This window comes from Sulfitobacter noctilucicola (genome assembly GCF_000622385.1).
In the GTDB taxonomy this organism is placed as follows: Bacteria; Pseudomonadota; Alphaproteobacteria; order Rhodobacterales; family Rhodobacteraceae; genus Sulfitobacter; species Sulfitobacter noctilucicola.
Genome location: NZ_JASD01000008.1, coordinates 355938 through 382150 on the forward strand (window position 1 = coordinate 355938; position 26213 = coordinate 382150).

A 26213-nucleotide genomic window follows, 5' to 3' on the forward strand; every position below is an offset into this window, starting at 1 on the left:
CGCGTGTCGCCCGCATCATGGCACGAACCGCTGCACAAAACCGACAACGCGCTTGACCCACACGTTCTCGAACAGACGTGGACTGTAATAGGCACCAGCGGCACGTTTATTCACTTCGCCAATTGTCGGATAGGGAGCAACCATAGCTGCAATCTGGCCCATTTTCATGTTGTTTGCCAGTGCCAGCGCCCACAGGTTTATCAGTTCGCCCGCCTGATAGCCTACGATTGACGCACCGACGGGTCGGCCTTTGACCACCATCAGCTTGATGAAACCCTTTGTCTTGCGTTCAGCAATGGCGCGGTCGTTGTGGTTGTAATGGAACCTCACGACTTCTACTGCGCTCCCGTGCTCCTCTTTCGCCTGCGCTTCGGTCATTCCGACCTGCGAAAGCTCCGGCTCGGTGTAGGTTGCCCAGGGAATATGGGAGGTTTTTGCCTTTGACGGCAAGCCAAAGAGGATAGAGCGAATAATAACGCCCGCATGATATCCTGCGACATGGGTAAATTGCAGGCCACCTGCCACATCCCCGATGGCGTAGACCTTCTTATTTGTGGTGCGCAGACTGGCGTCCACTTCGATACCGTTCTTGCTTGGCTTTACCCCTGCTTTTTCCAGATCAAGCTTGTCCGTATTCGCCTTGCGCCCGACAGCCATCAAAAGATGCGTGCCGGAAAAGACACGACCATCCTCGGCCTGCACCTCAATCGCGCCTGCTGTGCCGCTGATCTCGGTTGCTTTTGCATCTTCTTCAATCACCACGCCTTCGTCGCGCAGAGTATCCAGCACAACGGCAGCAAGCTCCGGATCGTCCTTGCCCATCGCCTTTCCGCCTTCAATGACCGTCACTTTGCAGCCCATCCGGATGTGCGCTTGCGCCATTTCCATCCCAATTGGGCCACCACCGACGATCAGCAAATGCCCGGGCTTTTCGCGCAGGTCGAAAAGGGTTTCGTTCGTCTCGTAGGGCACACCATCAAGACCCTTGATCGGCGGCACCAAAGGAGACGAACCTGTGGCAATGACGATCCGGCGGGCCTTTATCACTGTATCTCCGGCCTGCACCTCGTTCTCGGAGATGAACCGGCCGAATTCGCGGATCACGTTGACACCGAATCCTTCAAACCGCTCCTGACTGTCTACGGGCGCGATCTGTGCGATGACGTCTGCGACATGATCCTTGGCCGCGGCATAATCCACCTCCCCGGCGGCATCTGCTACGCCGTATTGCGCTGAATGCCGCTGCCCATATGCTGCTTTGCCTGTGGCAATCAGCGCTTTGGACGGGACGCAACCGTAGTTGAGGCAGTCGCCCCCCATCTTGTGCCCTTCCAATAGCACGACATCCGCGCCCATCTGTGCAGCACCTGCGGCAACCGACAAACCGCCCGAGCCCGCACCGATAATGAGTACATCCGTTTTGATCCGCTTCATTTGATAAGGTCCTTCTTGCCGGTCACGGCTTTGAGTATGACGGGAAGCACTGACAACAGGCAAAGTCCCAGAATTGGCAGCAGGATATGCGGCTCAAAAATAATGCCGAGGTCGGGTGTGCCGCCTCTGGCAAACACCGCGCCCAAGCCCGCGCCTACAGAGGTGAACACCACAGAACCCGGAATGATCCCCAGAAAAGTAGAAATCGCAAAACGGTAGAGCGGAACGCCCACAAATGCGGGGATCAGATTGGCCACAAAGAAGGGCACAGCGGGCACCAACCTAATAAAGAACAGCATCGACCACTGGTTCTCGTCGATACCTGCCTTGATCTTTGAAACCACTCCATCAGAGGCGTCCATGCGCGCCTTGAGCTTTTCGCCCAGCCCCATGCGTGCGGCCTCAAAGATCAGCACAGCACCGATTGTGGCACCCGTAATGTTAAAGATCGTGCCCAAGGCGGTTCCGAACAGAAACCCACCAGTCAACGTCAGGATCACCGCGCCGGGCAGGGAAAAAGCCACGACAATGACGTAGCCAGCCAGAAACACCAGCACCGTCAAAAGATAGTTGCTGTCCCGAAAGGCAATCAGCGCCTCCCTGTTGTCGCGCAAGGTGTCAAAGCTCAGATAATCACGCAAAGTGAAAGCACCGACCAACGCCACGGCTGCAACCAATAGCAACGGAAGATAACGCCTCACGCCGGACTTCTCATGTTTTACACCGCTCATACCGCTCATCTATCATACCCCTTGCGTCACTGCGCGTTTGCCTCTTTCTTAAATGACCTGTTGGTGGTGCTTTGGACAGGTAGATCACGGTCGCTTGAACATAGGTGTTGATTTGGTGGCAAAATCATTGATGCGGAGCGTGTTCTGAAACATATCTGCGAGGTGTTGGCAGGAAATGTTGCAAATCTGCGCCAATTCCTGTCCGCAGGGTTTGACTTGCCTCCGGTGCACCAGTAAAGGACGGGCTTGAATTGCCGCTGACATACCGAATCCGGGTCAGCCACGTATTAGATGGAGCAGGACGCGATGAAACGCACCTTTCAACCTTCGAACCTTGTTCGTAAACGCCGCCACGGTTTCCGCGCGCGTATGGCCACCAAAGCTGGCCGTAAGATCATCAATGCTCGCCGCGCCCAGGGCCGGAGCAAACTGAGCGCCTAAACCGCGCCGCAGGATGACAGTTATGACACCGCCGAAGGCCCCAGAGGATGGCAAGATTGCCGCCGAAGGGAACATGCCTCCGGCGGTTTCTTTACGTGTAGAAACGCTTTCAAAACGCGCTGACTTCCAGCGTGCAACACGATCTGCACATGTGGCGAAACCCGGATTTGTTCTTCAGATGCGGCGGCGCCGCCCCGAAGAGAACGTGAACGCGGCGATTGTCCGTACTGGGTTCACCTGCTCCAAGAAAGTCGGTAATGCAGTTGCCCGCAACCGGGCCAAGCGCCGTCTGCGCGAGATTGCCCGCCTTGCCCTGCCGCATCACGGTATTGCAGGAAACGACTACGTCCTTGTCGGGCGCAAGGACGCAACAGCCACCCTGCCCTTCAGCCAGTTGCAAACTGACTTTTTGCACGCACTTGATATTCTGCATGGCCGAAAGTCGTGACTGTTCTGGCACGCATCCTTGCTTTGCCTGTCTACGGGTATCGTCTCGTCTTCAGCCCGTGGGTGGGCCACAATTGCCGCTTCCAGCCCACTTGCAGCGTATACACACTCGAAGCACTGCAGAAACATGGTGGTGTCAAAGGTGGATGGCTTGCACTACGCCGCATCTGCCGTTGTCACCCATGGGGCAGCAGTGGCATTGACAATGTACCTGACTAAATGGACTGATCACCTGACCTTGTCGAATGTGATCTGAACCTCACCGATATCCACACCGTATTTCTTCATGTAGGCTCGGTTGTAAACGCGCGTATCGCTCACCTGCCACAGCCAATCGTTAAAGTTGACCCTTAAGGTTCCGTCAGGCACCGGCAGATCAATGCTGTAAACCCAGTTGAACGCATCACCCGACGCGACGCCTTTCGCCTGTCCCAACACACCGTCCGCCGTACCCGACCACGTATCAGGGCCGGTCTTCGTCATCCGCCAGATCCGCTGCTCCGTGCTTCCGTCCGCATAGTCGAAATCCTCAACAAGCGTGAGTGTTTCACCGTCCCACGTCCCTTTGATATCAACGTCGAAACGACGTCTGACCGTTCCGAAGGTATCCTGAAATTGACCTGTCGCCAGCACACGCCCGTCAAAGAACTCTTCTATCTTTAACACGCGATCGGAAAGCTTGGGGTCATCCATCGACGGCTTGCCTGTACAGGCAGCAAGACCGAACAACATACTTAAAAGGATCGCGAAAAGGCGCATCTTTTCCTCCACTGGTTTCATCAATCGCTTGATCGGCTCTGGGCGTTGATCTAATCCAAAGCCATGCTTGATCAACCCGATGAAATTCACGCGCTCCTCCAAGGCGCACCGCAAACAACCGAGTTCAAGAAACTTCGCAAACGCATTGTGCGTCAGACCCGTGAAGCGATTGACCAATACGGGATGATCGAGCCGGACACCAAATGGCTTGTCTGTCTGTCAGGGGGCAAAGACAGTTATACCTTGTTGGCAGTGCTGCACGAATTGCAATGGCGCGGGCTGCTTCCGGTTGAACTTTTGGCCTGCAATCTTGATCAGGGTCAGCCCGGCTTCCCGGCGACCGTATTGCCCGAGTTTCTTGAAAAGATGGGTGTGCCACACCGGATCGAGTATCAGGACACCTATTCTATTGTGATGGACAAAATTCCGCAGGGTCGCACCTTTTGCGCGCTCTGTTCGCGGCTCCGTCGTGGCAATCTATACCGTATTGCCCGCGAAGAAGGATGCAGCGCCGTCGTGCTTGGTCATCACCGGGACGACATCCTTGAGACATTCTTTATGAACCTCTTTCATGGCGGACGTTTGGCAACGATGCCGCCGAAATTGTTGAACGAAGAAGGTGATCTTTTTGTCTATCGCCCTCTTGCGCATGTGGCCGAAGTTGATTGCGAGAAGTTCAGTAACGCATTGAATTACCCGATCATTCCTTGTGATCTTTGCGGCTCTCAGGACGGGCTTCAACGCCAGCAGGTCAAGCAAATTCTGAACGGGTGGGAGGCCAACAGCCCCGGCCGCCGACAGGTCATGTTCCGTGCATTGATGAACGCCCGACCTTCCCATTTGCTAGACCCGAACTTATTCGATTTCGCTGGGCTTTCGCGAGAGTAGGCAAATTTTTAGGTAAATTCCGGCGAACCTTTGAAGTGTTGTTAACACACGGATTACCTCATTCGAATTAGGGTGCCTCCAGTCGCGGTAACTGAACCGCTTGCAGGAGGTATTGATGGTGGATTCCGTGTCCCGCACCCTCGAACGGCTATGCCGTCGGGCGACGAATATACTGATGGGACCGCCGGTGTTCGCTTTTTTGCCAGCTCTTTGTCTGGCCGCATTCTGGTTCGGCGGCGAAGGTGCGTTGATCGTTCTGGCTGGTCTCTTGCCTGTGCTTTATCTCGTCGCCGGTAGCTTCAACAGTCGCTCTTGGAACCTGCAAGATACCGCAACGGGCATATTTCATCGCACTGCGTTCGAAGAATTGGTGGAGCAGATGTTCCTGCGCACGCAGGACAGTGGTCGCCACGCCGCGATCTTTTGTCTCGCGGTCGAGGATTTCAACCAGATTATCGAACGTTACGGGCATGCCGCCGCGGATACAGTCGTTCAAAAGCTCGGGGACAGGCTGATTGCTGCTTTGCGCTCTGATGATCGGGTCGGGCTTCTTGCTGATGCGCGTTATGCTGTTTGTACTGAAGCGGTACGCCATCTCGATCTTGAACTGTGCATTCAGATGGCGGGCCGCCTGCAATCTGCGGTCGAAGAACCGATATCGATTGACGGAACAGCAATTTATGTGTCGGCCTCTGTCGGTTTCTGCCAACACAGCCGCTCGCCAGGTCAGTCTGGTGCCTTATGGCTGGAAGCATCCGCTCTCGCCCTTCGTGAAGCCCAAAAGCGCGGACCGTCGGCAATCAGGGCATTCTCGGACCAAATGCGACGAGACAATGAGGCGCGCGCGGCCTTGCGCGAAGATGTTGTCGGTGCGCTAGAAGGCGGACAAATTCAGCCTTGGTTTCAACCTCAGATTTCAACAGATACAGGTGAGATCACAGGATTTGAGGCACTTGCCCGCTGGAATCACCCGGACCGCGGGATGATCTCCCCCGCGGACTTTCTGCCTGCAATCGAACAGGCAGGACAGCTTGAACGACTTGCGGAGGTGATGATCTACCACTCCTTCGCGGCGCTCAAGGCTTGGGATGGAGCGGGAGTAAATGTGCCGCAGGTTGGTGTAAACTTCGCCGGCTCAGAGCTTTCCAACCCAAAGCTGCTTGAGAAAATCCAGTGGGAGCTTGATCGTTTCGATCTGTCTCCGAACCGCTTGGCCGTTGAAGTCCTTGAAACAGTTGTCGCCAGCGCACCCGACGACATGATTACACGCAACATAAATGCGATGGGAAAACTAGGATGCCGGATTGATCTGGATGATTTCGGCACCGGCCATGCCTCGATTGCGTCCATTCGCAGGTTTTCGGTCAGCCGCATCAAGATCGACCGGTCGTTCGTGATGAAAGCTGACCGCGACGCTGAACAACAGCGTATGATCAGCGCGATTCTCACCATGGCCGAAAGGCTGGGTGTAGAAACGCTTGCGGAAGGTGTCGAAACTGTCGGGGAACATGTTCTGTTGGCACAGCTTGGGTGCGACCATGTTCAGGGCTTTGGCATCGGACGCCCGATGCCGTTCGAGAAAACTCTCGATTGGATAGACCGGCACAAGACCAAGCTTCAGGATGTTCCGCGCATTCTTGATAAGCGCGGCCTTTGAATCAAACCATCGCCCTATGCCGCCACGATTGTCAGATGGGATGCCCCAAACTGGCCCAACTGCCATACGTTATACTGGCAAAATACCCGAATCCGCTTGACCTTTAGGGCTGCACTCTGTTGAACCACCGTAGTTTTCGACAGACATTCAGGTGGCAGTTCCGATGGACGAACAGAACAAAAATCTTATCCTTGCGACGGCACTTAGCTTTGTCGTGATCCTGACATGGTTTGTCCTGTTTCCGCCTGAAGAACCCGTTCCTCCGGCCGAGGTGACCCAACAGACAACTGGCAATTTGCCCGCTGATGCAACCGTTCCGGCAGCCACCATTGATGGCACCTCCCCTGCGACGATTGCGACGGCTCCGCAAACCCGTGCCGATGTGCTTGAGAACGCGCCACGTGTCCAGATCGAGACACCGCGTCTGACAGGCTCCATCTCGCTTTTGGGCGGGCGTATCGATGATCTGCAGCTGAAGGATTACCGCACCACGGTTGATGACGGCGCACCTATTGTGACGATGTTGTCGCCAGAAGGAACACTGGATGCCTACTATGCGTTGCAAGGTTGGGCGGCAGGCAGCGGTATCGCGGCCGATGCGGTCCCTGGCCCTGACACCGAATGGACGCTGAGCGAAGGAACCAATCTTGGCGTTGATAGCCCGATTACCTTGTCTTGGGACAACGGTGCCGGTCAGGTCTTTACACGCACCATTTCTGTTGACGATAACTACATGTTTTCATTGGCACAATCCGTTCAAAACGGTGGCGACGCCCCCATAACTGTCGCCCCTTACGGGATGATCGTGCAGCATACCGAGCCTGACGATCTGGAAAATTTCTTTATTCTTCACGAAGGTGCCGTTGCAATCGCCAATGGCGAGCTTAGCGAAACGAATTGGGATGACATTGCCGAGGCAGAGGTCGACCCCGCTTGGGGACGACAGGCCATCGTTCAACAGGACGTCAGCGAAGGCTGGATCGGTTTCACCGACCATTTCTGGCAGGCCATTCTGATCCCTGGCGAGGGCGAAGTCTTTGACCAAGCGCTGACATACGACGTGCGCAGCGACATATACCGCGCCGTGACCCGTCTGCCCACGCAGACCATCGCCGCTGGTGCAGACGCCACAGTGACAACACAGTTCTTTGCAGGCGCAAAAGAATGGGCGATCCTGCGTGAATACGAAGATGCTGGTGTTCCAAAATTCATCGACAGCATTGACTGGGGTTGGTTCTTTTTCCTGACCAAACCAATTTTCTGGCTGTTGCACGAGTTGAACAAGCTGATTGGCAACATGGGTTGGGCCATCATCGGGCTGACGCTGATCATCAAAGCGGTGCTGTTTCCACTGGCGTACAAGTCTTATGTCTCAATGGCAAAGATGAAAGAGCTTCAGCCTGAAATGGAAAAGCTGAAGAAAGATGCGGGTGACGACCGGCAGAAAATGCAGCAAGGCATGATGGAGCTTTATAAGAAGAATAAAGTGAATCCGGCTGCCGGGTGTTTGCCAATCCTTCTTCAGATCCCGATTTTCTTCTCGCTCTACAAAGTTATCTTTGTGACCATCGAGCTTCGCCATGCGCCTTGGTTCGGCGTGTTTCAGGATCTCTCTGCTCCCGATCCGACCTCCATCTTCAACTTCTACGGTCTGGCTCCCTGGGCCGCGCCGGAACCAACATCGTTTATGGCGCTTATCTTTATCGGTATTCTGCCATTGCTGTTGGGTATTTCCATGTGGCTACAGCAGAAACTGAACCCGGCCCCCACTGATCCAACGCAGCAGATGATCTTTGCTTGGATGCCATGGGTCTTCATGTTCATGCTGGGTAGCTTTGCTTCCGGTTTGGTGGTGTACTGGATCGCGAACAACACGATCACGTTTACCCAGCAGTATCTGATCATGCGCAGTCAGGGGTATAAGCCGGACCTTATGGGTAACATCAAATCCAGCTTTTCGCGCAAAGCCAAACCGGCTGCCGCGAATGACAGCAAAGCGCCGACGCAAAAAGGCGGCAAGTAATGCAGATCACCGCGCTCTATCGGCATCCGATAAAGAGCCACGGACGCGAAAGTCTGGATCACGTCACGCTGATTGAAGGGCAATCCATGCCCTTCGACCGTCGATGGGCCGTTGCTCATGAAGCTGCCAAAGTAGAAGAAGCCGAATGGGTCGCCTGCGCAAATTTCAGCCGTGGATCAAAAGCTCCGCTGCTGATGGCGGTTAATGCGACGCTGGACGAGGCATCAGGCCAAATCACACTCACGCACCCTGACAGACCAACGATCACAGTGCATCCGACGAGGGATGAAAAGGCGCTGATTGACTGGGTGATGCCGCTTGTTCCCCAGAACCGCGCCTTGCCAGCCAAAGTCGTAGAACTTCCTTCGCGCGGTTATACCGACAGTCCCTACGCGTCTTTGTCCCTTTGCAACACCGCGTCCCACGCTGCGGTTGAAACACTTGCCCAGACACCGCTGTCCCCTCTGCGCTGGCGGGGCAATATCTGGTTCGACGGCGTGCCCGCTTGGGAAGAGTTCGGTTGGGTTGATCGGGATGTCCGTCTTGGTGCTGCTGTGTTGCGGATCAAAGAGCCGATTGTGCGGTGCCTTGCCACAACAGCGAACCCCGAAACCGGGGAGCGCGATGTCGATACCCTGCGTACGTTGAATATCCTTGGTCACCAAAATTTTGGCATCTACGCGGAAGTCATCACCGGCGGAGCCGTGGCCGTCGGCGACAGTCTGGAGATCTTGTAATGCAGCTACCCTTTCCCGTCGCCGAAGAAGATGATCCGCAGGTTCTTGAACAGGGGCGGCTGCTTTTTGCGGGCGAGACGACCTTTGTCAAAGGTGTTGTCGCGATGGACGGCCTACCGCCACCTGACCGTATGGAAGTATGCTTTGCCGGCCGGTCCAACGTTGGCAAATCTACCCTGATTAATGCGCTGACCGGTATGAAGGCCCTTGCACGGGCATCCAATACACCGGGCCGCACGCAAGAGATCAACTTTTTCACCGCCGCCGAGAGCCATTACCTTGTTGATTTGCCGGGCTACGGTTTTGCAAATGCACCGGTGCCGGTGGTTGAGAAATGGCAGCGCTTGCTCAAGCAATATCTCTCTGGCCGCCAGACCTTGCGCCGCGCCTTTGTGCTGATCGATGCGCGGCACGGCGTTAAAAAGGTAGATGAGGAAATCCTGTCCCTGCTCGACAGTTCTGCCGTGACCTTTCAGGCAGTCCTGACAAAGGCTGACAAGGTGAAAGAGAAAGAGCGGGAAAAAGTGCTAAATCAGGTGCGCACAGCATTGTCCAAGCACCCTGCTGCCTACCCCGAGATTGTCGTTACCAGTTCGGAAAAGGGTTGGGGCATCCCCACCCTTCGTGCCATCATCGCCACACTGGAATAACCGGCCCAACAAAACACATGAGAACACAGAACATGAATCGCGACTGGATCGCCACCGCGCAAACGCTGTCACAGGCGCTGCCGTATCTGCAACGCTACGCCGACGCGACTGTCGTGATAAAGCTGGGCGGTCACGCTATGGGCAGTGACGAGGCGATGGATGAATTCGCCCGTGACGTCGCGCTTATGCGGCAAGTCGGCGTGAACCCTGTGATCGTCCATGGCGGTGGTCCTATGATCAACGATATGCTTGGACGCCTGAATATCCAGTCCGAATTCAAGAACGGCAAACGCGTTACAGATCCCGCCACCATGGAAGTGGTAGAGATGGTCCTGTCCGGTCTCGTCAATGCCCGCATCGTGCAAGCGATCAGCGAACAGGGTGGGCGTGCGGTGGGCCTGTCCGGTAAGGATTCGAACCTGATTATTTGCGAGGCAGAGGACCCGGAGCTGGGTCTGGTCGGCAGACCGGTAAAGATTGACCCGCGTATCCTGCGTGATCTGGCGGACAAAGGCATCATCCCCGTCATCGCTCCTTTAGGTATGGGGACGGAAGGCGAAACCTTTAATATCAACGGCGATACTGCCGCCGGCGCAATCGCCGCCGCGTTACAGGCCGACCGCTTGCTGCTGCTAACTGACGTGGCCGGCGTCAAGAATGCCGAAGGCGATGTACTGACTGAACTGACCGCAGGCCAGATCAACGAAATGATCAGGGATGGATCGATTGCAGGCGGGATGATCCCCAAAACCCAAACGGCTCTTGAGGCACTTGCCGGTGGGGTCCGTGCCGCTGTTATTCTGGACGGGCGTGCGCCTAACGCCTGCTTGCTAGAACTGTTCACCGAACATGGTGCGGGCAGCATCATCCGGCGCGGATGACGTTCGAGGCGCTGCAGGACGCCGCGACAGAACGGCACCTGACTATCCTTGGTGCCTTTCACCCGACACTGCAGGATAACGCGCCCGAGGGTTGCAAGACCCTCGTGATGCTGGGGCCGGACGAGCCTGCCTTTTGGCCAGCCTTCAAAAAAAGCCCTGAAATGCAGGATGGTCGACCTGACCCAATGGACCGCTGGTCAACACGTGTGATCGGGGACTGGGCGCAGGAAATCGGTGCCACGGCGCTCTACCCATTTGGGGGCGAACCCTTCTTGCCCTTTTACACATGGGCTTTGCGCACAGGCCGCATCCACAGCTCCCCGGTTCATTTACTGGTCCACGACCACGCAGGTTTGTTTGTCTCCTTCAGGGGCGCACTTGCCCTAGCCGAACACCTGGACCTGCCCCCTGCTCCGCCAAAGCCCTGCCTTGCCTGCGCGGATCAGCCTTGCAAGAACGCCTGCCTCGCGGGTGCGCTAACACCTGCAGGGTATGACGTCCCAAAGTGCCAAGCGTTTCTGGCCACCGATGCCGGTGCTGTGAATACAAGGCTGGGCTGCAACGTACGCCGTGCCTGTCCGGTGTCACAATCTTATGGACGGATACCCGCGCAATCGGCTTATCATATGCGACAGTTTACCAAAGGTAGCTAAGATGAAACGTTTGATCCTCATGCGCCATGCAAAATCTGATTGGAGCGGAGGACCGAGCAGTGACCATGACCGCCCGCTAAACCCGCGTGGACGGAAAGCCGCCAGCGCTTTGGGGGCGTGGATGACGTCGAAAGAGCTGATGCCAGAACAGGTGCTTTGTTCATCTGCGATGCGAACGAAGGAAACCTTTGTCAGGCTTGATTTGGGCGATATCGCGAACTTCCGCTATGATCGCGCCCTTTATCTGGCAGAACCCGATACCCTCCTCAACGCTTTGCAGGCGGCGACTGGCGATTGTGTGCTGATGATCGGCCACAATCCGGGCAGCGGCATGATGGCAGAAGCGATAGTGCAGGAAACCCCCAACCATCCGCAATTCATGTCTTACCCCACGGGGGCGACCCTTGTTGCAGACTTCGATATCACCGACTGGCGCGATGCCTGTTGGGGAAAAGCAGTCGCGCGACACTTCATAGTGCCGCGCGATCTTTAACCTTGCTGGACGACTTTAACCGCCCCTGGTCAGTGACCCAGAATCTGGCTCAGGAACAACTGCGTACGCGGTGACTGCGGATTGTTAAAGAACTCTTCCGGCTCGTTCTGCTCAACGATCTGACCTTCATCCATAAAGATCACGCGGTTCGCCACCTGACGGGCAAAACCCATCTCGTGCGTCACGCAAAGCATCGTCATGCCTTCTTCGGCCAGCTCGATCATGGTGTCGAGCACCTCTTTGATCATTTCGGGATCAAGCGCTGATGTTGGTTCATCAAACAGCATAATGCGCGGCTTCATGCAAAGCGACCGCGCGATTGCCACACGCTGCTGCTGGCCACCTGACAACTGACCGGGGAACTTGTTCGCCTGATCGGGGATCTTTACCTTTTCAAGATAATGCATCGCCACTTCCTCGGCTTCCTTCTTGGGCGTTTTACGTACCCAGATCGGAGCCAGCGTGAGGTTGTCGAGAATGCTCAGGTGCGGGAACAGGTTGAAGTGCTGGAAACACATACCCACTTCCGACCGGATCTTGTCGATGTTCTTGAGGTCAGAGGACAACAGCGTCCCGTCCACTTCAATCGACCCTTTCTGGTGTTCTTCCAACGCGTTGATACAGCGGATCAACGTAGATTTACCTGACCCTGACGGCCCACAGATTACAATGCGCTCGCCCTGATAAACGGTCAGGTCGATGTCACGCAGAACGTGGAACGACCCGTACCATTTGTTCATGTTCTGGATCGAAATCGCGACCTGATCCGATACTTTCAACTTTGCAGCTTCGGCCATTTTTCTAGCCCTTTCTTAACGATGATCTGTCGCGAGACGGCGTTCGAGCCACTGCGAGTATTGTGAGATGCCATAGCAGACGACAAAGAACAGTGCGGCGGCAAAGCCGAGCAGTTCCCAATAGACGCCGTTCCATTCAGTTGAGGCGAGGATCGGTCCGCGGATCATGCCGACAAGGTCAAACATGGAGATAACCGAGACCAGCGTGGTGTCCTTGAACAGACCTACCGCGATGTTCACGATACCGGGGATCGAAATCTTCAGCGCCTGCGGGAGAATGATCAGGCGCATCGCCTGCGCATAATCGAGCCCCAGACTGTCCGCCGCTTCATATTGCCCCTTGGGCAAAGCGGCCAAACCGCCGCGCACCACTTCGGCGATATAGGCTGAAGAGAACATGGTGATCATGATCACCACGCGCAGGAAAAGATCGACTGTCGATTCAGGCGGGAAGAAATACGCCAACATAACACTTGCCACAAACAGCAGGGTGATCAGCGGCACGCCACGAATGAACTCGATGAAAATAACACAAATCCATTTGATCAGCGGCATGGAAGACTGCCGCCCCAGCGCCAGTGCAATGCCGATGGGCAAGGACAGCGATACGCAGGTCAGGCCCAGCATCAAGTTCAGCATAAAGCCACCCAGATCACGCGATGGCACGGACGCCAACAATGGCTCTTGTGGTGCAATTGCCGGAACGATGTATCCGGCGATGAACCACACGACGAGTGCTGCGGCGATACCGCCAAAGAACCCTTTGGCAAAGCTCCCTGTCACCAGACGCGCATAGACCATGTAGCCGACAACCACGCCCAGAAGCGCAAATATCGGCGTCCAGATCGTGCCACCCCAGATCAACCAATAGGCGATGAAGGGGAACAGAGCCGTCACGATCAGCAACTTGCGTGGCAGATCAAAGAACAGAACCGGCGCGATTGCCACGAACATGATCAGGAATGCGACTGTGGGCCGCCAGTAATATTCAGCCGGATAGGAATAGCCGAAGATGAGTTGGTCCCAACGGTCTGTCAGAACCGAGAAACAGGCAGCCGATTTGCCCTGCAACACTTCGCGGCATTCAGCCAAGGAGGCCGTGTTCCACAGCCCGCCAAATATCCAAGGCAGGGTATTCGACAGGATCAGATAGACCACATAGATCGCCGCAACCGTGAGCAGCGCGTTGGCCCATGTGGCGAAAAGGTTGTCGCGCATCCACTTCACAGGCCCCGACGCGTTTGCCGGTGCAGGTGACTGCGGAATTGCAGTGTCGCGGACGTAAGCGACAGATTGTGCGTGTGTATCGCTCATCTTAGCGCTCCTTCAGCTTCATTGCGTTGTTATAGACGTTCATCACCGAGGAGATGATCAGCGAAATCACAAGATAGAAGAGCATCAACAGCAGAACGCACTCAATCGCACGGCCCGTCTGGTTCAGCGTGATGCCCCCGAGCGTCGCGGTGATGTCGGCATAGCCAACCGCAATAGCGAGCGAGGAGTTCTTGGTGATGTTGAGGTATTGCGAAATCAGCGGCGGTATGATCACCCGCAACGCCTGCGGCAAGACAACAAGGCTCATGGTGCGGTTCGGGCGCAGGCCCAAAGCCGATGCGGCCTCGGTCTGGCCTTTGGAAACCGCTTGAATACCGGCGCGCACGTTTTCGGCGATGAAAGCACCGGTGTAGATCGACAGAGCGAACCATAGGGCGATCAATGGACCACCGATTTTCAAACCGCCGGCGAAGTTGAAGCCTTTCAGCTCGGGAATTTCCCAAGCCAGCCCGAGGATCAGCATCAGTATAATGATCGGCACAAACCAGATCGCGAGGTTGGTCCAGAGCGTATTCGGGCGCACGCCCGTCTCTGCCTGAACATGGTTCGCGCGCTCCGTGACTTTTCTCGTTACGAAAAAGGAGCCGACCAGCGTCGCAATCACCAACAGCCAGTTAATGATGCTGCCATCCGCGCCGCCAATACCGCGTGTGAAATAAGGACCGGGCGCATAAACACCACGGTTGGTGAAGGCGAACAGATCGAACAACATACTTGATGTCGCATTATCGCCGCGGAACGCCCTTGGTCCCGGCATGACTGCGATCATGATGGTAAAGATGATCACGATCCAGATCAAAACAGGGATATTGCGGAAAATCTCGACGTAGAAGGCCATGAGTTTGCGCACCAGCCAGTTGTTCGACAGGCGCAAAACACCGGCAACCACACCAAAGACGGTCGCGGTGATACAAGCCAGCACCGCGACAAGCAGCGTATTAAGAATTCCCACCATGGCAGCACGTAAGTTGCTGGACTGGCTATCGTATTCAATCAGTGTCTGGTTAATGTCATAGCCCGCTGGGGTACCCAGAAACGCGAATGAAATGTTCAAACCGGCAGCGCGCAAGTTCGCAGCAAGGTTGGAATAAAGGTAGGCAAGCGAAAGCGCCAATATGATGGCAGCGATGACCTGCAATGTCATGGAGCGGTAGCGCGTGTCGTTCAACAGCATGGATAGCCGGAACGAGCCCCCTTGAGGGTCGGTGGTGGTCGACATCAGAAATATCCCCGTTGGCCCGATCGGTGATTATCATCAGCACCTTTGCGGTGCCCGTATCGGGAAAGTTCGTTGGCTAAGCGCTAGGCGCGGTCGTCAAATGTGCAAAGGGCGCGGAGTGATCCGCGCCCTTTGACAGAAGTGTTTAGCGGAATGGAGGGCTGTAAAGCAGGCCGCCATCTGTCCACTGTGCGTTCAGACCACGGGCCAGACCGATTGGTGTTTCTTCGCCGATGTTTTTCGCAAAGATTTCACCATAGTTGCCCTGTGTTTCGATTGCGCGCTTGGCCCAATCTGCGTCCAGACCCAGCATCTCGCCCAGTGTACCTTCGGTACCCAGCAGACGCGCAACTTCGGGGTTGTTTGTGCCGGAAGCCATTTCGCCAACATTGGCAGAGGACACACCCAGCTCTTCAGCTGTGATCAGCGCGTTCAAAGTCCAACGGACAACATCGCCCCATTCGCTGTCGCCGTGACGAACCAGCGGGCCAAGTGGCTCTTTGGATACGATTTCTGGCAGCAGCGTGTGGTCGCCGGGGTTTTCAAATGTTGCACGTGTCGCCGCCAAGCCGGAAGCGTCCGTTGTGTAAACATCGCATGCGCCAGCAAGGTACTGCTGCTGTGCTTCTGCGTTTGTTTCAATCGGCACGGGCTCATAGTTGATGTTGTTGGAACGGAAGAAATCCGCAAGGTTCAGCTCGGTTGTTGTACCGGTCTGAATGCAGACTGTCGCGCCGTCCAGATCCTTGGCTGAGGAAACACCCAGCTCTTTAGGAACCATAAAGCCTTGGCCGTCATAGTAGTTCACACCAACGAAATCGAACTTCAGGTCGACGTCGCGTGAGAATGTCCATGTTGTGTTACGGGCCAGCATGTCGATTTCGCCGGATGCCAACGCGGTAAAACGTGTCTTACCTGTTGTCGGGACGAATTCGACGGCTGTTGCGTCGCCGATGACGGCTGCTGCAACCGCGCGGCATACCGCAACGTCAAAGCCTTTCCATTCGCCGTTTGCATCTGGAGCCGCGAAGCCGACCAGACCGGTTGTTACACCACAGTTCAGCTTACCGCGTGCTTTTACGTCGTCCAGCGTACCGGCCGCTGCTGCGCCCGCTGCCAGACCGGCAATCGTCAGAGCGCCGAAAAGTACTGATTTGTTCATTGTTACCTCTTCCTGATAATCCGCCACGTTGGATGGGCGGTTGAACCGGCGCTTTTGCGCCGGAGGCGATACCTTACGGGTTGTCCCGCTCAGTGGCCCATACTGTGCTCGGATTCCCGTTTAAAGGTCAAGAGTTAGTGCTGCAAAAACGGGCAATAACGCGCGCTGACCATCAGTAAAGATGACGAAAACATCAGTCCAGCGGATCAACGGCGCGACAAAGCGTGAACATGCGACTGGCGTGGAGGAAACTTTCTTTCTTCAACGCGGCCAACTCTTCTGCCTGATCGTCCGCGCCCCACTGCTCCGCCTGCCAGATCTCGTCCAGCCGCGACAGGGTCCAGATTTCATCGGCTGAAGCCCGGTTCAACGCTGTGGCAAATCCGAGAATCAGTGACCCCGACAGGCTCACAAGGTCGTGGAACGCTGCGAGTTCAAAGGGGCTCAGGGCATGGGTACGCCGCCGCAAAGCCTCTAGCGCGGTTGGGTCCTGAGGCGCGTGCATCACTCCAACTCGCGGTATCAGCCGTGCTTCGAGCGCTTCTGCAGCCCAATCCAGCATCGGGTCCCAAAGCGTTGCCTGACGCGCAATCAATGCGTCAGGCTGCGGTGCGCGATAACACAGCAGGTCGCTATCGCCGTAATCCGCAAGCATATCCGCAACCTCACCGTGCTGAATGGCGACTTTGTCGATTGCAGCATTCGCCGTTTTGGTCGCTGGCATCAGGTGAGGTTTGATCTCTTCTTCCTGTGCATCCCATTCTTCAGCGACGACCTGTGCCATCGCCTCCGTCGGCATAATCAGGGCGCGTTTGGCTGGTGTTTTAACTTCGCGTCCATCCAGTCGCACGCCGAAACCCTCGGCCTCTGGAACAACTGAGGCCTCTTTCCAAAACCGTTTGGCTTTCCACGCACCGCTCATATCTGCAGCCCCCACACCTCTTGCAATACAGTCGGCAAGCCCGCGAAATCATCAATCATATGCGCCGCAGCACCCAACCTGTCGCGTCCATGATAGCCCCAGCTTACCCCGATCCCCGGGACGCCTGCAGCTGCGGCCATTTCCATATCGAAACTGGTATCGCCCACCATCACCGTATCGCCGGTGCTGACGCCCGCATCTTGGATTGCCTGCCGGATCATCGACGGATGCGGTTTGGACGGATGAAAGTCCGCGACCTGCTGGGTCACGAAAAGACCTTCCAATCCATGGCCCTCTATCAGTTTATCAAGACCGCGTTTAGATTTTCCAGTCGCCACCCCAAGCAGGATATTGTCGACCGCCTGCAAGCGTTCCAGCGTCTCTTTGGCACCTGCGTAGAAAGGCGCAGTCTGGGCTGTGCCTGCTTCGGCACGCTCGGTCATATAGGTGTTCTTGTATGCTTCGACCATCTGCCGATGCGCGGTGGTCGACAGCTCGGGTGCCAGGATCGGGTAGATTTGGTCCAATGACAGGCCCACAACACTCAACAGCGTCTGACGGTCGGGAAGCGGATGATCGACGGCGGCAAACGCAGCAGCCATTGACGATACAATCGTGGCCTGACTGTCGACCAGCGTACCGTCGACATCAAAAATGACCAAACGCAGGCGGTCGCTCATTGCAGGCTCTCGAACGGATCATCAGCGGCAAGATCTTCGGTCCAGCCAAATGTCTCCCACGAATGGGCCATATGCTCGGGCAATTCCGCAGTCACTGTCATCAGCTTGCGGGTCGAGGGATGTTCAAACCGCATCAGACGGGCATGCAGATGCAGCTTTTTACTGATCATACCGCCCAGTTGCGCACCCCAGCCGTCGCCCATGTTTTCCTGACCAGATCCGCCATATTTACCATCGCCGACAATCGGATGTCCGATCTCGGCCATATGCGCACGCAGCTGGTGTGTTCGGCCCGTCACAGGCTCCAACGCAACCCATGACGCCCGCGAACCCACGCGGTAGAGCGTTGCATAATGTGTCTGTGCACGTTTGGCACCCGGTGTGTCGTTCATATCGCGCGGGTGTACGGCGATCATCTTTTCGCCTTCACCGCTCTTGCCGTGACCACCCGCTTTGACCAGCCCGTAACTGATCTGACCCAGATAGGGGGTCGGCACACCGGCGACGATAGCCCAGTAAATCTTGCGGGTCTCACGGTGGCGCATCGCTGCGGTCAGGGATTTCGCTGCTTCACGCGTTCGCGCCAACAACAAAACTCCTGATGTGTCCTTGTCCAAGCGGTGCACAAGACGCGGCTTTTCGTCTGCGTCGAACATCAATGCCTCACCAAGGCCATCAACATGCCGGTCGCCCTGCCCTGATCCACCTTGGACGGGCAAACCTGGCGGTTTGTTAAGCGCAATCACATGGTCGTCGCGGTAGATTACGCACTGACGAATAAACTTGGCATCCGCATCCGTGACCCGCGTCCGCTTGGGTGGCGGCGGCGCTTCCTGATCCGGCAACGGCGGAATACGAATTTCCTGCCCCACTTCTACACGGGTCGACCCTTTGACACGCCCCCCGTTCACACGAATCTCTCCCTTGCGGCACATCTTTTCGATTTTGCCTTGGGAAATCAGCGGGAACATGCGTTTGAACCAGCGGTCCAACCGCTGATCTCCATCACCTTCCTGCACCGTCAGGGTCTGTACCCGGCTCATAAAAACACTCCACGGGCCAGCCATAGGCCCAACATCAAAGCTGCGATCGACAGCACCACCGACAAGGCCACGTAAAGCCCTGCCGCACCATAGTTTCCCCGTTCCATCAACGTCACCGTTTCAAGCGAGAAGGCTGAAAAGGTTGTGAAGCCGCCAAGAATACCGGTCATCACGAACGGGCTGAGGTGTGTGAGCCCACGATGGGCCGCAGCAACGACAAACACGCCCATCAAAAACGAGCCAAGGATATTCACCGCGATAATTGCCAGCGGGAAGTCGGAAACACCGGTTAGCCGCAACACACCCATGCCTGCCGCAAAGCGCAAAGCGGCACCGATGGCACCTCCAAAAGCAACAAGAAACATGGTAGAAATCATCTGCGGTCTGTCGTTGTTTCAACCCGGATTGTCAAGTTTAGCGGCGCAAGCGGCCCTAGCCGTCGCGTTTGCTGCGCAGCTTGGTGAAATAATCCAACCGCTTTTTCAGTTCACGTTCGAAACCGCGCTCGACCGGTGCGTAAAGCACGGGGCGCTGCATGGTTTCAGGAAAGTAGTTTTGCCCGGAAAACCCGTCTTCGGCATCGTGGTCATAAGCATAGCCCGCGCCATAACCCATATCCTTCATCATGCCCGTGGCTGCGTTCAAAATATGCTTGGGCGGCGGCTCTGATCCGGTTTCTTTTGCCGCCTTGCGTGCACCCTTATAAGCCACATATCCCGCGTTCGATTTGGGCGCCAATGCCAGATAGGCAACCGCCTGCGCCAGCGCCAGCTCGCCTTCGGGCGAGCCTAACCGCTCGAATGTCTCCCACGATTGAAGACAGACCGCCTGCGCTTGCGGGTCTGCAAGCCCGATGTCTTCCACCGCCATCCGCGTAATCCGCCGCGCCAGATATCTGGGATCTTCGCCGCCCTCCAGCATCCGCGCGAACCAATAAAGGGCCGCGTCCGGGTCGGAACCACGCACGGACTTGTGCAGCGCAGAAATCAAATTGTAATGCGCGTCCCCGCCTTTGTCATACTGCGCCGCCCTGCGCATGAGACGCTGACCAAGCGCTGCCTTGTCCAGCTTCTGATCCGGTTTCCATGCGGCCACTTGCTCGATCAGGTTGAGCAAAGCCCGCCCGTCGCCATCAGCCATCTCAAGCAAAGCTTCCCGCGCGGGACCATCAAGGGGGAGCGTACGGTCCAGCTCCTGTTCGGCACGCTGTGCAAGCAGTTCCAACTCCGCCAGCGACAACCGCTCCAATACCAACACCTGTGCGCGGCTCATCACAGCAGCGTTCAATTCGAAACTGGGATTCTCGGTGGTGGCACCAACCAGCAAAATGGTCCCGTCTTCCATGTGCGGCAGGAATCCATCCTGCTGCGCTTTGTTGAAACGATGAATCTCATCGACGAACAACAGCGTGCCTTGCCCGTTCTGCCGTCGAATTTTGGCAGCCTCAAACACGCGCCGCAACTCGGGGACACCTGAAAAAATAGCACTGATCTGGACGAAATGGAGATCGGTCTCGTCCGCCAATAAACGCGCGATCGTGGTCTTGCCCACGCCTGGCGGTCCCCAAAAGATCAATGAAGTCAGACTTCCGGATGACAGCATCACTGTCAGTGGCGCGTCAGGCCCCAGAACCTTCTGCTGACCGATCACCTCTGCAATGGATTTGGGACGCAGCCGGTCCGCCAAAGGTCGGGGTGCCGTATCCGGCACCTCTGCGCCACTATCAAATAAATCCGCCATACCAATCATATGCGCGGCTCGATTGATCAGCGCAACACCCCGTCTTCACTTGGCCGACAAACTCAGATCCGGCCGCACAAACAAAAAGCCCTGCCAATTGGCAGGGCTTTCGTTTCGCAAAGTGCGAAAATTCTTATTCTGCGGCTTCTTCAGCTGCAACGCGGGCTTTGTCGCCGGCGCCTTTGGCATCGCGGTCGCGGTCCACGAACTCGATGATCGCCATCGGAGCCATATCACCATAACGGAAACCCGCTTTCAGAACGCGAACGTATCCGCCCTGACGATCCTTGTAGCGTGGCCCCAGAATGTCAAAAAGCTTGGCGACATACTTGTCTTGCTTGAGCTTGCTTGCAGCCTGGCGGCGTGCGTGAAGATCGCCACGCTTTGCCAGTGTGATCATCTTTTCAATCACCGGGCGCAGTTCTTTTGCTTTTGGCAATGTTGTCTTGATTTGCTCATGTTCGATGAGCGAGCCTGCCATGTTTGACCAGAGCGCCTTGCGGTGCTCATGTGTACGGTTCAGGCGGCGGTATCCACGTGCGTGACGCATGTTGTAGTCTCCTAGATGTGCCCTCTACGGGCGGTTTTACTTTGTCTGGCCCGCGATGCGTGTCTTGGGCTCTCCTTGGGGCGCTTGGGCCCGGTCGTGGTGTAAGGCGGGGATCACCCCGCCTTACGTTGGCTTAAAAGTTGTCTTCGAACTTCTTGGCCAGATCTTCGATGTTGTCCGGTGGCCAGTCTTCGACGTCCATGCCAAGGTGCAGCCCCATACCAGACAGCACTTCCTTGATCTCGTTCAAGGACTTGCGGCCAAAGTTCGGCGTGCGCAGCATTTCCGCTTCGGTCTTCTGGATCAGATCGCCGATGTAGACGATGTTGTCGTTCTTCAGGCAGTTTGCGGAACGGACGGACAGCTCCAGCTCGTCTACCTTCTTGAGCAGCAACGGGTTGAACTCCAGACCGTCATCCTCATCCGCGCGGGATGCTGATTCAGGCTCGTCAAAGTTCACAAAGATGCCCAGCTGGTCCTGCAGGATGCGTGCAGCGAATGCCACCGCGTCATCCGGCGTAATGGAGCCGTCTGTTTCAACTTTCATCGTCAGCTTGTCATAGTCCAGAACCTGACCTTCACGGGTCGGCTGCACGTCATAGCTGACCTTCTTGACCGGCGAATAAATCGCATCAATCGGGATCAAGCCAATCGGCGCGTCTTCCGGCTTGTTCTTGTCCGCAGAAACATAGCCCTTGCCGGTGTTGACTGTCAGTTCCATGTAGACGTCTGCGCCATCATCAAGGTGGCAGATCACGTGATCACGGTTCAGGATCTCGATGCCTGCGCTCTCGGAAATGTCGCCAGCCGTCACAACACCCGGACCTTTTGCAGAAATCGACAGACGCTTTGGCCCTTCAACTTCCATACGGATGGAAACACCCTTGAGGTTCAGAATGATATCGGTCACGTCTTCACGCACACCGGCAACAGATGAAAACTCGTGCAAAACATTGTCAATTTGTACGGATGTGATCGCAGCACCCTGCAGGGATGACATCAGGACGCGGCGCAGCGCGTTGCCCATCGTCAAACCAAAACCGCGCTCAAGCGGCTCGGCCATCACGGTCGCCTGACGCGCTGGGTCATTGCCCGGCTTTACGTCCAGCTGTTGTGGTTTAATCAGTTCAGCCCAATTTTTGTGGATCATGGTAACCCTCCATCCTTGTAACTGCTGCATGTCCGGTCAGCAGCTACGCTCGAGGTTTCAAAAAGCGGTATGGGGCCTGCGCATAACACGCAGACCCCGTAAGTCTTGTCGTCGCTTAAACGCGGCGGCGCTTTGGTGGGCGACAGCCGTTGTGCGCCATAGGCGTCACGTCACGAATTGACGTGATGTTGAAGCCTGCCGCGGCCAGAGCGCGCAGCGCGGATTCACGACCGGAGCCGGGACCCTGCACTTCAACTTCCAGCGTTTTTACGCCGTGTTCCTGCGCCTTGCGGCCCGCATCCTCAGCAGCCATCTGGGCCGCGTAGGGTGTGGATTTCCGTGAGCCTTTGAAGCCCATGGTGCCGGACGAGGACCATGCAATCGCATTGCCCTGAACGTCGGAAATCAGGATTTTTGTGTTGTTGAAGCTGGAGTTTACGTGAGCAACCCCTGCTGCAATGTTCTTGGAGACCTTACGCTTGGTCTTGCGTGCATCGCGTGCCATCTATTCAGCCTCCCTTATTTCTTCTTACCGGCAATGGCCTTTGCGGGGCCTTTGCGTGTGCGAGCATTTGTGTGCGTACGCTGACCACGTACAGGCAGGTTACGACGGTGGCGCAGGCCACGGTAGCAACCCAGATCCATCAAACGCTTGATGTTCATCTGTGTGTCACGACGCAGGTCACCTTCGACGGTATAGTTTTCGTCGATGTGCTCGCGGATTTTCAGGATCTCGGCATCGGACAATTCGTTGATGCGACGAGAGAAGTCGATACCAACTGCTTCGCAGATTGCTTCTGCGGAGGAGTTACCGATACCGGTGATGTAAGTGAGGGCGATTGGAACCCGCTTTGCAGTCGGGATGTTAACGCCGGCAATACGTGCCACGTGTGCAATTCCTTTTCGTTGCGGGTCCGTAATACCAGACCCTTTTTTCACAAACGAAGCCCGAGGCAATAGAGGCCGTCGGGCTAAGGCTGATCAGGTGATCTTGCGGGCGGGGGCGACCCGAACCGCAAATTGATTCTCATTCGAGATAGCGCTGACTATGGGGTTTTGGCACAGGCGTCAACCCGCTCTGACAGGATCGGAGCCGCTGGCAAAATATGCTTTGGAAATCCGTCCGGACTTTTCAATAAAGTCCGGTACGTGTCCTAGCTATCCAGCGCCTCGGCGATCTCGCCCTGTACCGCTTCCATGGAACCCAAACCGTTCACAGAACTCAGCATTTCTTTGGCGTAGTAGTAGCCAATCAGCGGTGACGTCTGTTTGTAATAAGCCATGAGACGCGTCTTCAGGCTTTCTTCGTTGTCGTCTGACCTGCGGGTGAACTCTGCTTCTTTACCGCAGTTCGTGCATTTTCCATCGGCGGGCACAGGCTTGGTATTATCGTTATAAACCTCGCCGCATTCGCTACACGTCGACCGTGCTGTAATTCGGTCAACCAGCGCTTCGTCGTCGACGCGCATCTCGATGACAGCATCAAGGGTTTTGCCCTCATCCGCCATCAACTTGCCCAGTGCATCCGCTTGTTCAAGCGTACGCGGGAACCCGTCAAAGATAAAACCGCCCGCGTTGTCGCCTTCAAGCTTTTCGCGGATCAGGCCGATCACGATCTCATCCGTGACCAACTCACCACGCGCCATGACGCCAGCAACCATATTACCCATTTCAGTGCCCGAAGCCTTGGCCTCGCGCAACATGTCACCTGTCGAAAGCTGCACCATGTTCCGCGTTGCGACCAGATGGCGCGCTTGTGTACCTTTGCCTGCGCCCGGAGGCCCTAAAAGAATAATATTCATCGACGTACCGGGCTCCGTTTCTTGCGTGTGCCTTTACCTTTGCCGCGTAGGTTCGATTTTTCAAGCAGACCTTCGTACTGATGCGCCAAAAGATGACTTTGAACCTGCTGAATCGTGTCCATCGTGACTGATACAACGATCAAGACCGACGTACCGCCAAAGTAGAACGGGATCGCGAACTGGCCGCGCAGGATTTCAGGGAACACGCAGACCAGCGCGAGATAACCAGACCCGAGCACGAGTACGCGGTTCACCACATACTCAAGATATTCGGCTGTCTTCTTACCAGGACGGATACCAGGCACAAAACCGTTCTGGTTTTTAAGGTTGTCGGCCACGTCATCGGGCTTGAAGCTTACGTTGAAGGTGTAGAAATACGCGAAGAAAACGATCATCGCGATAAAGAACAACAGGTACAGCGGCTGACCGGGGCCGAAGTTGGCCAGCAACACAGACATCACCGGACCGGTTGAATTGCCCGAGAACGTGCTGATCGTAATCGGAAGCAGCAAAAGGCTGGAGGCGAAGATCGCCGGAATAACACCTGCTGGGTTAACTTTGACCGGCAGGTGACTGGACCCACCGTCGTACATTTTCTGACCAACTTGACGGCGCGGGTACTGGATGTGGATCTTGCGCAAGGCGCGCTCCATAAACACCACAAACATGATCGTCAGAACCACCATAACCAACACGCCTACAATTACCGCAGGGCTGATGGCACCGGACCGGCCAGACGCAAAGAATTGCGCGATCGCTGCAGGAACTTCGGCGATGATGCCAACAAAGATGATCAGAGAAATACCGTTACCAATGCCGCGAGCGGTGATCTGCTCACCAAGCCACATCAGGAACATCGTGCCGCCGACCAGCGTGATCATACAGGCAATACGGAAATACATCCCCGGATCAGCCGCGATATCACCGGCTTCAAGACTGACCGCAAGGCCGTAAGCCTGCAAAGTAGCCAGCGCGACAGTACCGTAGCGTGTATATTGGTTAAGCTTCTTACGTCCCTGCTCGCCTTCTTTCTTCAGCTGCTCCCATGGGCCGTACATAGACCCCAGAAGCTGCACGATGATCGATGCAGAGATATAAGGCATGATGCCAAGCGCAAAGATACCCATCCGACCCAGCGCACCGCCGGTGAACATCGACACCATGCCCCCGATGCCCTGCCCCGCGCTGTCCATAAATTCGCGCAACGCGCCACCATCAATGCCCGGAACGGGAATAAAGGTGCCAAGGCGATAGACGATCAACAATCCCAGTGTGAACAGGATCCGGTTGCGCAGGTCTGTGGCCTTGCCCAATGCGGACCAGCTAGTGTTGGCGGCCATGTTTTCGACGGCTGATACCATTGTGCGGTCTCTTTTCGTTGTTATGCAAACGCCGCCCAAGCTGATTTCCAGCGGGCGGCGTCCCTAGAAAACTCAAGAGGTATGTAAGCGGGTCGCGGCCCGCTCACAAGCCTTGAACGTGGTTTAAGCTTCGGCCGCTTCCGCTTTTGCTGGAAGGGTCACGCTGCCGCCGGCTTTCTCTACCGCTTCGACTGCGGATTTTGACGCGCCTGCAACGTGCAGATCAACCTTGGCGGTGATGTCACCTTTCGCCAGAACCCGGATACCGTCCAGCTCACGACGCACCAGACCGGAAGCGATCAGAGCAGCCGCATCAACCGGCTTTTTCGCGTCCAGTTTCTTCTCATCGATGAATTTCTGGATCAGGCCGAGGTTAACAACGGCGTAGGATTTGCGGTTCGGCTTGTTAAAGCCACGCTTTGGCAGACGCTGGTACAAAGGCATCTGGCCGCCTTCGTAGCCATTAATCGCCACGCCCGAGCGGGATTTCTGACCTTTGATACCACGGCCACCCATTTTACCGGTGCCGGAACCCGGACCACGGCCAACGCGCTTGCGCTTCTTCGTTGCACCCGGGTTGTCGGACAGTTCATTCAACTTATACATTGTCGCTTCTCCTTTTGCCGGAAATGCCCCCCAGCGACGGGAAGTGAGCAGA

General features: G+C 56.0%; 30 protein-coding genes. 11 read left to right on the forward strand and 19 right to left on the reverse strand.

Annotation, left to right across the window (positions count from 1 at the left end; genetic code table 11):
* Window positions 1-15: 15 nt before the first annotated feature.
* Window positions 16-1434 carry a dihydrolipoyl dehydrogenase family protein gene (locus Z946_RS0105250; RefSeq protein WP_025054684.1) on the reverse strand — a complete coding sequence of 473 codons (1419 nt, stop codon included), beginning with the start codon at window positions 1432-1434 and terminating at the stop codon, window positions 16-18.
* Window positions 1431-2165: a TVP38/TMEM64 family protein gene (locus Z946_RS0105255; protein ID WP_025054685.1), complete on the reverse strand. Its 735-nt coding sequence runs from the start codon at window positions 2163-2165 to the stop codon at window positions 1431-1433. Before Z946_RS0105255 ends, Z946_RS0105250 begins: the two co-directional genes overlap by 4 nt.
* 306 nt (window positions 2166-2471) lie before the next feature.
* Here Z946_RS0105255 and rpmH point away from each other — a divergent pair, with 306 nt between their 5' ends.
* Genes rpmH through yidD form a run of 3 tightly spaced genes read left to right on the forward strand, consistent with a single transcriptional unit; the run spans window position 2472 to window position 3272 of the window.
* Window positions 2472-2606, forward strand: coding sequence for a 50S ribosomal protein L34 (rpmH, locus tag Z946_RS0105260; protein ID WP_025045894.1), 135 nt, complete (start codon window positions 2472-2474; stop codon window positions 2604-2606).
* 22 nt (window positions 2607-2628) lie between these two features.
* Entirely contained in the window at window positions 2629-3054 is a 426-nt protein-coding gene (gene rnpA / locus Z946_RS0105265) for a ribonuclease P protein component (RefSeq protein ID WP_025054686.1), read from the forward strand.
* Window positions 3051-3272 (forward strand): membrane protein insertion efficiency factor YidD, encoded by a 222-nt coding sequence (yidD, locus tag Z946_RS21355; RefSeq protein WP_174416548.1) that lies wholly within the window; start codon window positions 3051-3053, stop codon window positions 3270-3272. The genes rnpA and yidD overlap by 4 nt, the downstream gene beginning before the upstream one ends.
* Window positions 3273-3281: 9 nt before the next feature.
* Here yidD and Z946_RS0105270 read toward each other — a convergent pair whose 3' ends face one another.
* Window positions 3282-3812: a DUF3833 domain-containing protein gene (locus Z946_RS0105270; RefSeq protein ID WP_025054687.1), complete on the reverse strand. Its 531-nt coding sequence runs from the start codon at window positions 3810-3812 to the stop codon at window positions 3282-3284.
* A 63-nt stretch (window positions 3813-3875) separates the two neighbouring features.
* Between Z946_RS0105270 and ttcA the strand changes: the two genes are divergently transcribed.
* The 8 genes from ttcA (at window position 3876) to Z946_RS0105310 (ending at window position 11794) form a co-directional block, all read left to right on the forward strand.
* Window positions 3876-4700, forward strand: coding sequence for a tRNA 2-thiocytidine(32) synthetase TtcA (gene ttcA, locus Z946_RS0105275; RefSeq protein WP_025054688.1), 825 nt, complete (start codon window positions 3876-3878; stop codon window positions 4698-4700).
* Between the two features lie 115 nt (window positions 4701-4815).
* Window positions 4816-6357 (forward strand): putative bifunctional diguanylate cyclase/phosphodiesterase, encoded by a 1542-nt coding sequence (locus Z946_RS0105280; protein WP_025054689.1) that lies wholly within the window; start codon window positions 4816-4818, stop codon window positions 6355-6357.
* A gap of 163 nt (window positions 6358-6520) precedes the next feature.
* On the forward strand, window positions 6521-8380 hold the full coding sequence (gene yidC / locus Z946_RS0105285; protein WP_025054690.1) for a membrane protein insertase YidC: 1860 nt from the start codon (window positions 6521-6523) through the stop codon (window positions 8378-8380).
* Complete coding sequence (locus Z946_RS0105290) at window positions 8380-9117, forward strand: MOSC domain-containing protein (RefSeq protein WP_025054691.1); 738 nt, start codon at window positions 8380-8382, stop codon at window positions 9115-9117. The genes yidC and Z946_RS0105290 overlap by 1 nt, the downstream gene beginning before the upstream one ends.
* Window positions 9117-9767, forward strand: coding sequence for a ribosome biogenesis GTP-binding protein YihA/YsxC (gene yihA, locus Z946_RS0105295; protein ID WP_025054692.1), 651 nt, complete (start codon window positions 9117-9119; stop codon window positions 9765-9767). The genes Z946_RS0105290 and yihA overlap by 1 nt, the downstream gene beginning before the upstream one ends.
* 17 nt (window positions 9768-9784) lie before the next feature.
* Complete coding sequence (gene argB, locus Z946_RS0105300) at window positions 9785-10648, forward strand: acetylglutamate kinase (protein WP_025054693.1); 864 nt, start codon at window positions 9785-9787, stop codon at window positions 10646-10648.
* Complete coding sequence (locus Z946_RS0105305) at window positions 10645-11301, forward strand: hypothetical protein (protein WP_025054694.1); 657 nt, start codon at window positions 10645-10647, stop codon at window positions 11299-11301. Before argB ends, Z946_RS0105305 begins: the two co-directional genes overlap by 4 nt.
* Window position 11302: 1 nt before the next feature.
* Entirely contained in the window at window positions 11303-11794 is a 492-nt protein-coding gene (locus Z946_RS0105310; protein ID WP_025054695.1) for a SixA phosphatase family protein, read from the forward strand.
* 29 nt (window positions 11795-11823) lie between these two features.
* Here Z946_RS0105310 and Z946_RS0105315 read toward each other — a convergent pair whose 3' ends face one another.
* From Z946_RS0105315 to rplO, 16 genes are all read right to left on the reverse strand, one after another.
* Window positions 11824-12591: an amino acid ABC transporter ATP-binding protein gene (locus Z946_RS0105315; protein WP_025054696.1), complete on the reverse strand. Its 768-nt coding sequence runs from the start codon at window positions 12589-12591 to the stop codon at window positions 11824-11826.
* Window positions 12592-12606: 15 nt separating this feature from the next.
* Window positions 12607-13905, reverse strand: a complete 1299-nt coding sequence (locus Z946_RS0105320; protein WP_025054697.1) for an amino acid ABC transporter permease — start codon at window positions 13903-13905, stop codon at window positions 12607-12609.
* Between the two features lies 1 nt (window position 13906).
* Window positions 13907-15145 carry an amino acid ABC transporter permease gene (locus Z946_RS0105325; RefSeq protein WP_025054698.1) on the reverse strand — a complete coding sequence of 413 codons (1239 nt, stop codon included), beginning with the start codon at window positions 15143-15145 and terminating at the stop codon, window positions 13907-13909.
* Window positions 15146-15290: 145 nt separating this feature from the next.
* Window positions 15291-16307, reverse strand: coding sequence for an amino acid ABC transporter substrate-binding protein (locus tag Z946_RS0105330; RefSeq protein ID WP_025054699.1), 1017 nt, complete (start codon window positions 16305-16307; stop codon window positions 15291-15293).
* A 193-nt stretch (window positions 16308-16500) separates the two neighbouring features.
* A complete protein-coding gene (locus Z946_RS0105335; protein WP_025054700.1) occupies window positions 16501-17229 on the reverse strand; it encodes an ATP12 family chaperone protein in 729 nt (242 codons plus the stop codon).
* Entirely contained in the window at window positions 17226-17909 is a 684-nt protein-coding gene (locus Z946_RS0105340) for an HAD-IA family hydrolase (protein ID WP_025054701.1), read from the reverse strand. The genes Z946_RS0105335 and Z946_RS0105340 overlap by 4 nt, the downstream gene beginning before the upstream one ends.
* Window positions 17906-18952, reverse strand: a complete 1047-nt coding sequence (locus Z946_RS0105345) for an RluA family pseudouridine synthase (protein WP_025054702.1) — start codon at window positions 18950-18952, stop codon at window positions 17906-17908. Before Z946_RS0105345 ends, Z946_RS0105340 begins: the two co-directional genes overlap by 4 nt.
* The gene (crcB, locus tag Z946_RS0105350) at window positions 18949-19329 is read right to left on the reverse strand and encodes a fluoride efflux transporter CrcB (protein ID WP_025054703.1); all 381 of its coding nucleotides are present in this window, start codon (window positions 19327-19329) and stop codon (window positions 18949-18951) included. The genes Z946_RS0105345 and crcB overlap by 4 nt, the downstream gene beginning before the upstream one ends.
* Before the next feature lie 55 nt (window positions 19330-19384).
* A complete protein-coding gene (locus Z946_RS0105355) occupies window positions 19385-20692 on the reverse strand; it encodes a replication-associated recombination protein A (RefSeq protein ID WP_025054704.1) in 1308 nt (435 codons plus the stop codon).
* A 133-nt stretch (window positions 20693-20825) separates the two neighbouring features.
* Window positions 20826-21242, reverse strand: a complete 417-nt coding sequence (gene rplQ, locus Z946_RS0105360; RefSeq protein ID WP_025054705.1) for a 50S ribosomal protein L17 — start codon at window positions 21240-21242, stop codon at window positions 20826-20828.
* A 133-nt stretch (window positions 21243-21375) separates the two neighbouring features.
* Window positions 21376-22392, reverse strand: a complete 1017-nt coding sequence (locus Z946_RS0105365; RefSeq protein WP_025054706.1) for a DNA-directed RNA polymerase subunit alpha — start codon at window positions 22390-22392, stop codon at window positions 21376-21378.
* 115 nt (window positions 22393-22507) lie between these two features.
* Window positions 22508-22897, reverse strand: coding sequence for a 30S ribosomal protein S11 (rpsK, locus tag Z946_RS0105370; protein ID WP_025050527.1), 390 nt, complete (start codon window positions 22895-22897; stop codon window positions 22508-22510).
* Window positions 22898-22911: 14 nt separating this feature from the next.
* On the reverse strand, window positions 22912-23280 hold the full coding sequence (gene rpsM, locus Z946_RS0105375; protein WP_025054707.1) for a 30S ribosomal protein S13: 369 nt from the start codon (window positions 23278-23280) through the stop codon (window positions 22912-22914).
* A 266-nt stretch (window positions 23281-23546) separates the two neighbouring features.
* Window positions 23547-24194, reverse strand: a complete 648-nt coding sequence (locus Z946_RS0105380; RefSeq protein ID WP_025054708.1) for an adenylate kinase — start codon at window positions 24192-24194, stop codon at window positions 23547-23549.
* Complete coding sequence (secY, locus tag Z946_RS0105385) at window positions 24191-25555, reverse strand: preprotein translocase subunit SecY (RefSeq protein WP_025054709.1); 1365 nt, start codon at window positions 25553-25555, stop codon at window positions 24191-24193. Before secY ends, Z946_RS0105380 begins: the two co-directional genes overlap by 4 nt.
* A gap of 123 nt (window positions 25556-25678) precedes the next feature.
* Window positions 25679-26161, reverse strand: a complete 483-nt coding sequence (gene rplO / locus Z946_RS0105390) for a 50S ribosomal protein L15 (RefSeq protein ID WP_025054710.1) — start codon at window positions 26159-26161, stop codon at window positions 25679-25681.
* Window positions 26162-26213 lie beyond the last annotated feature (52 nt).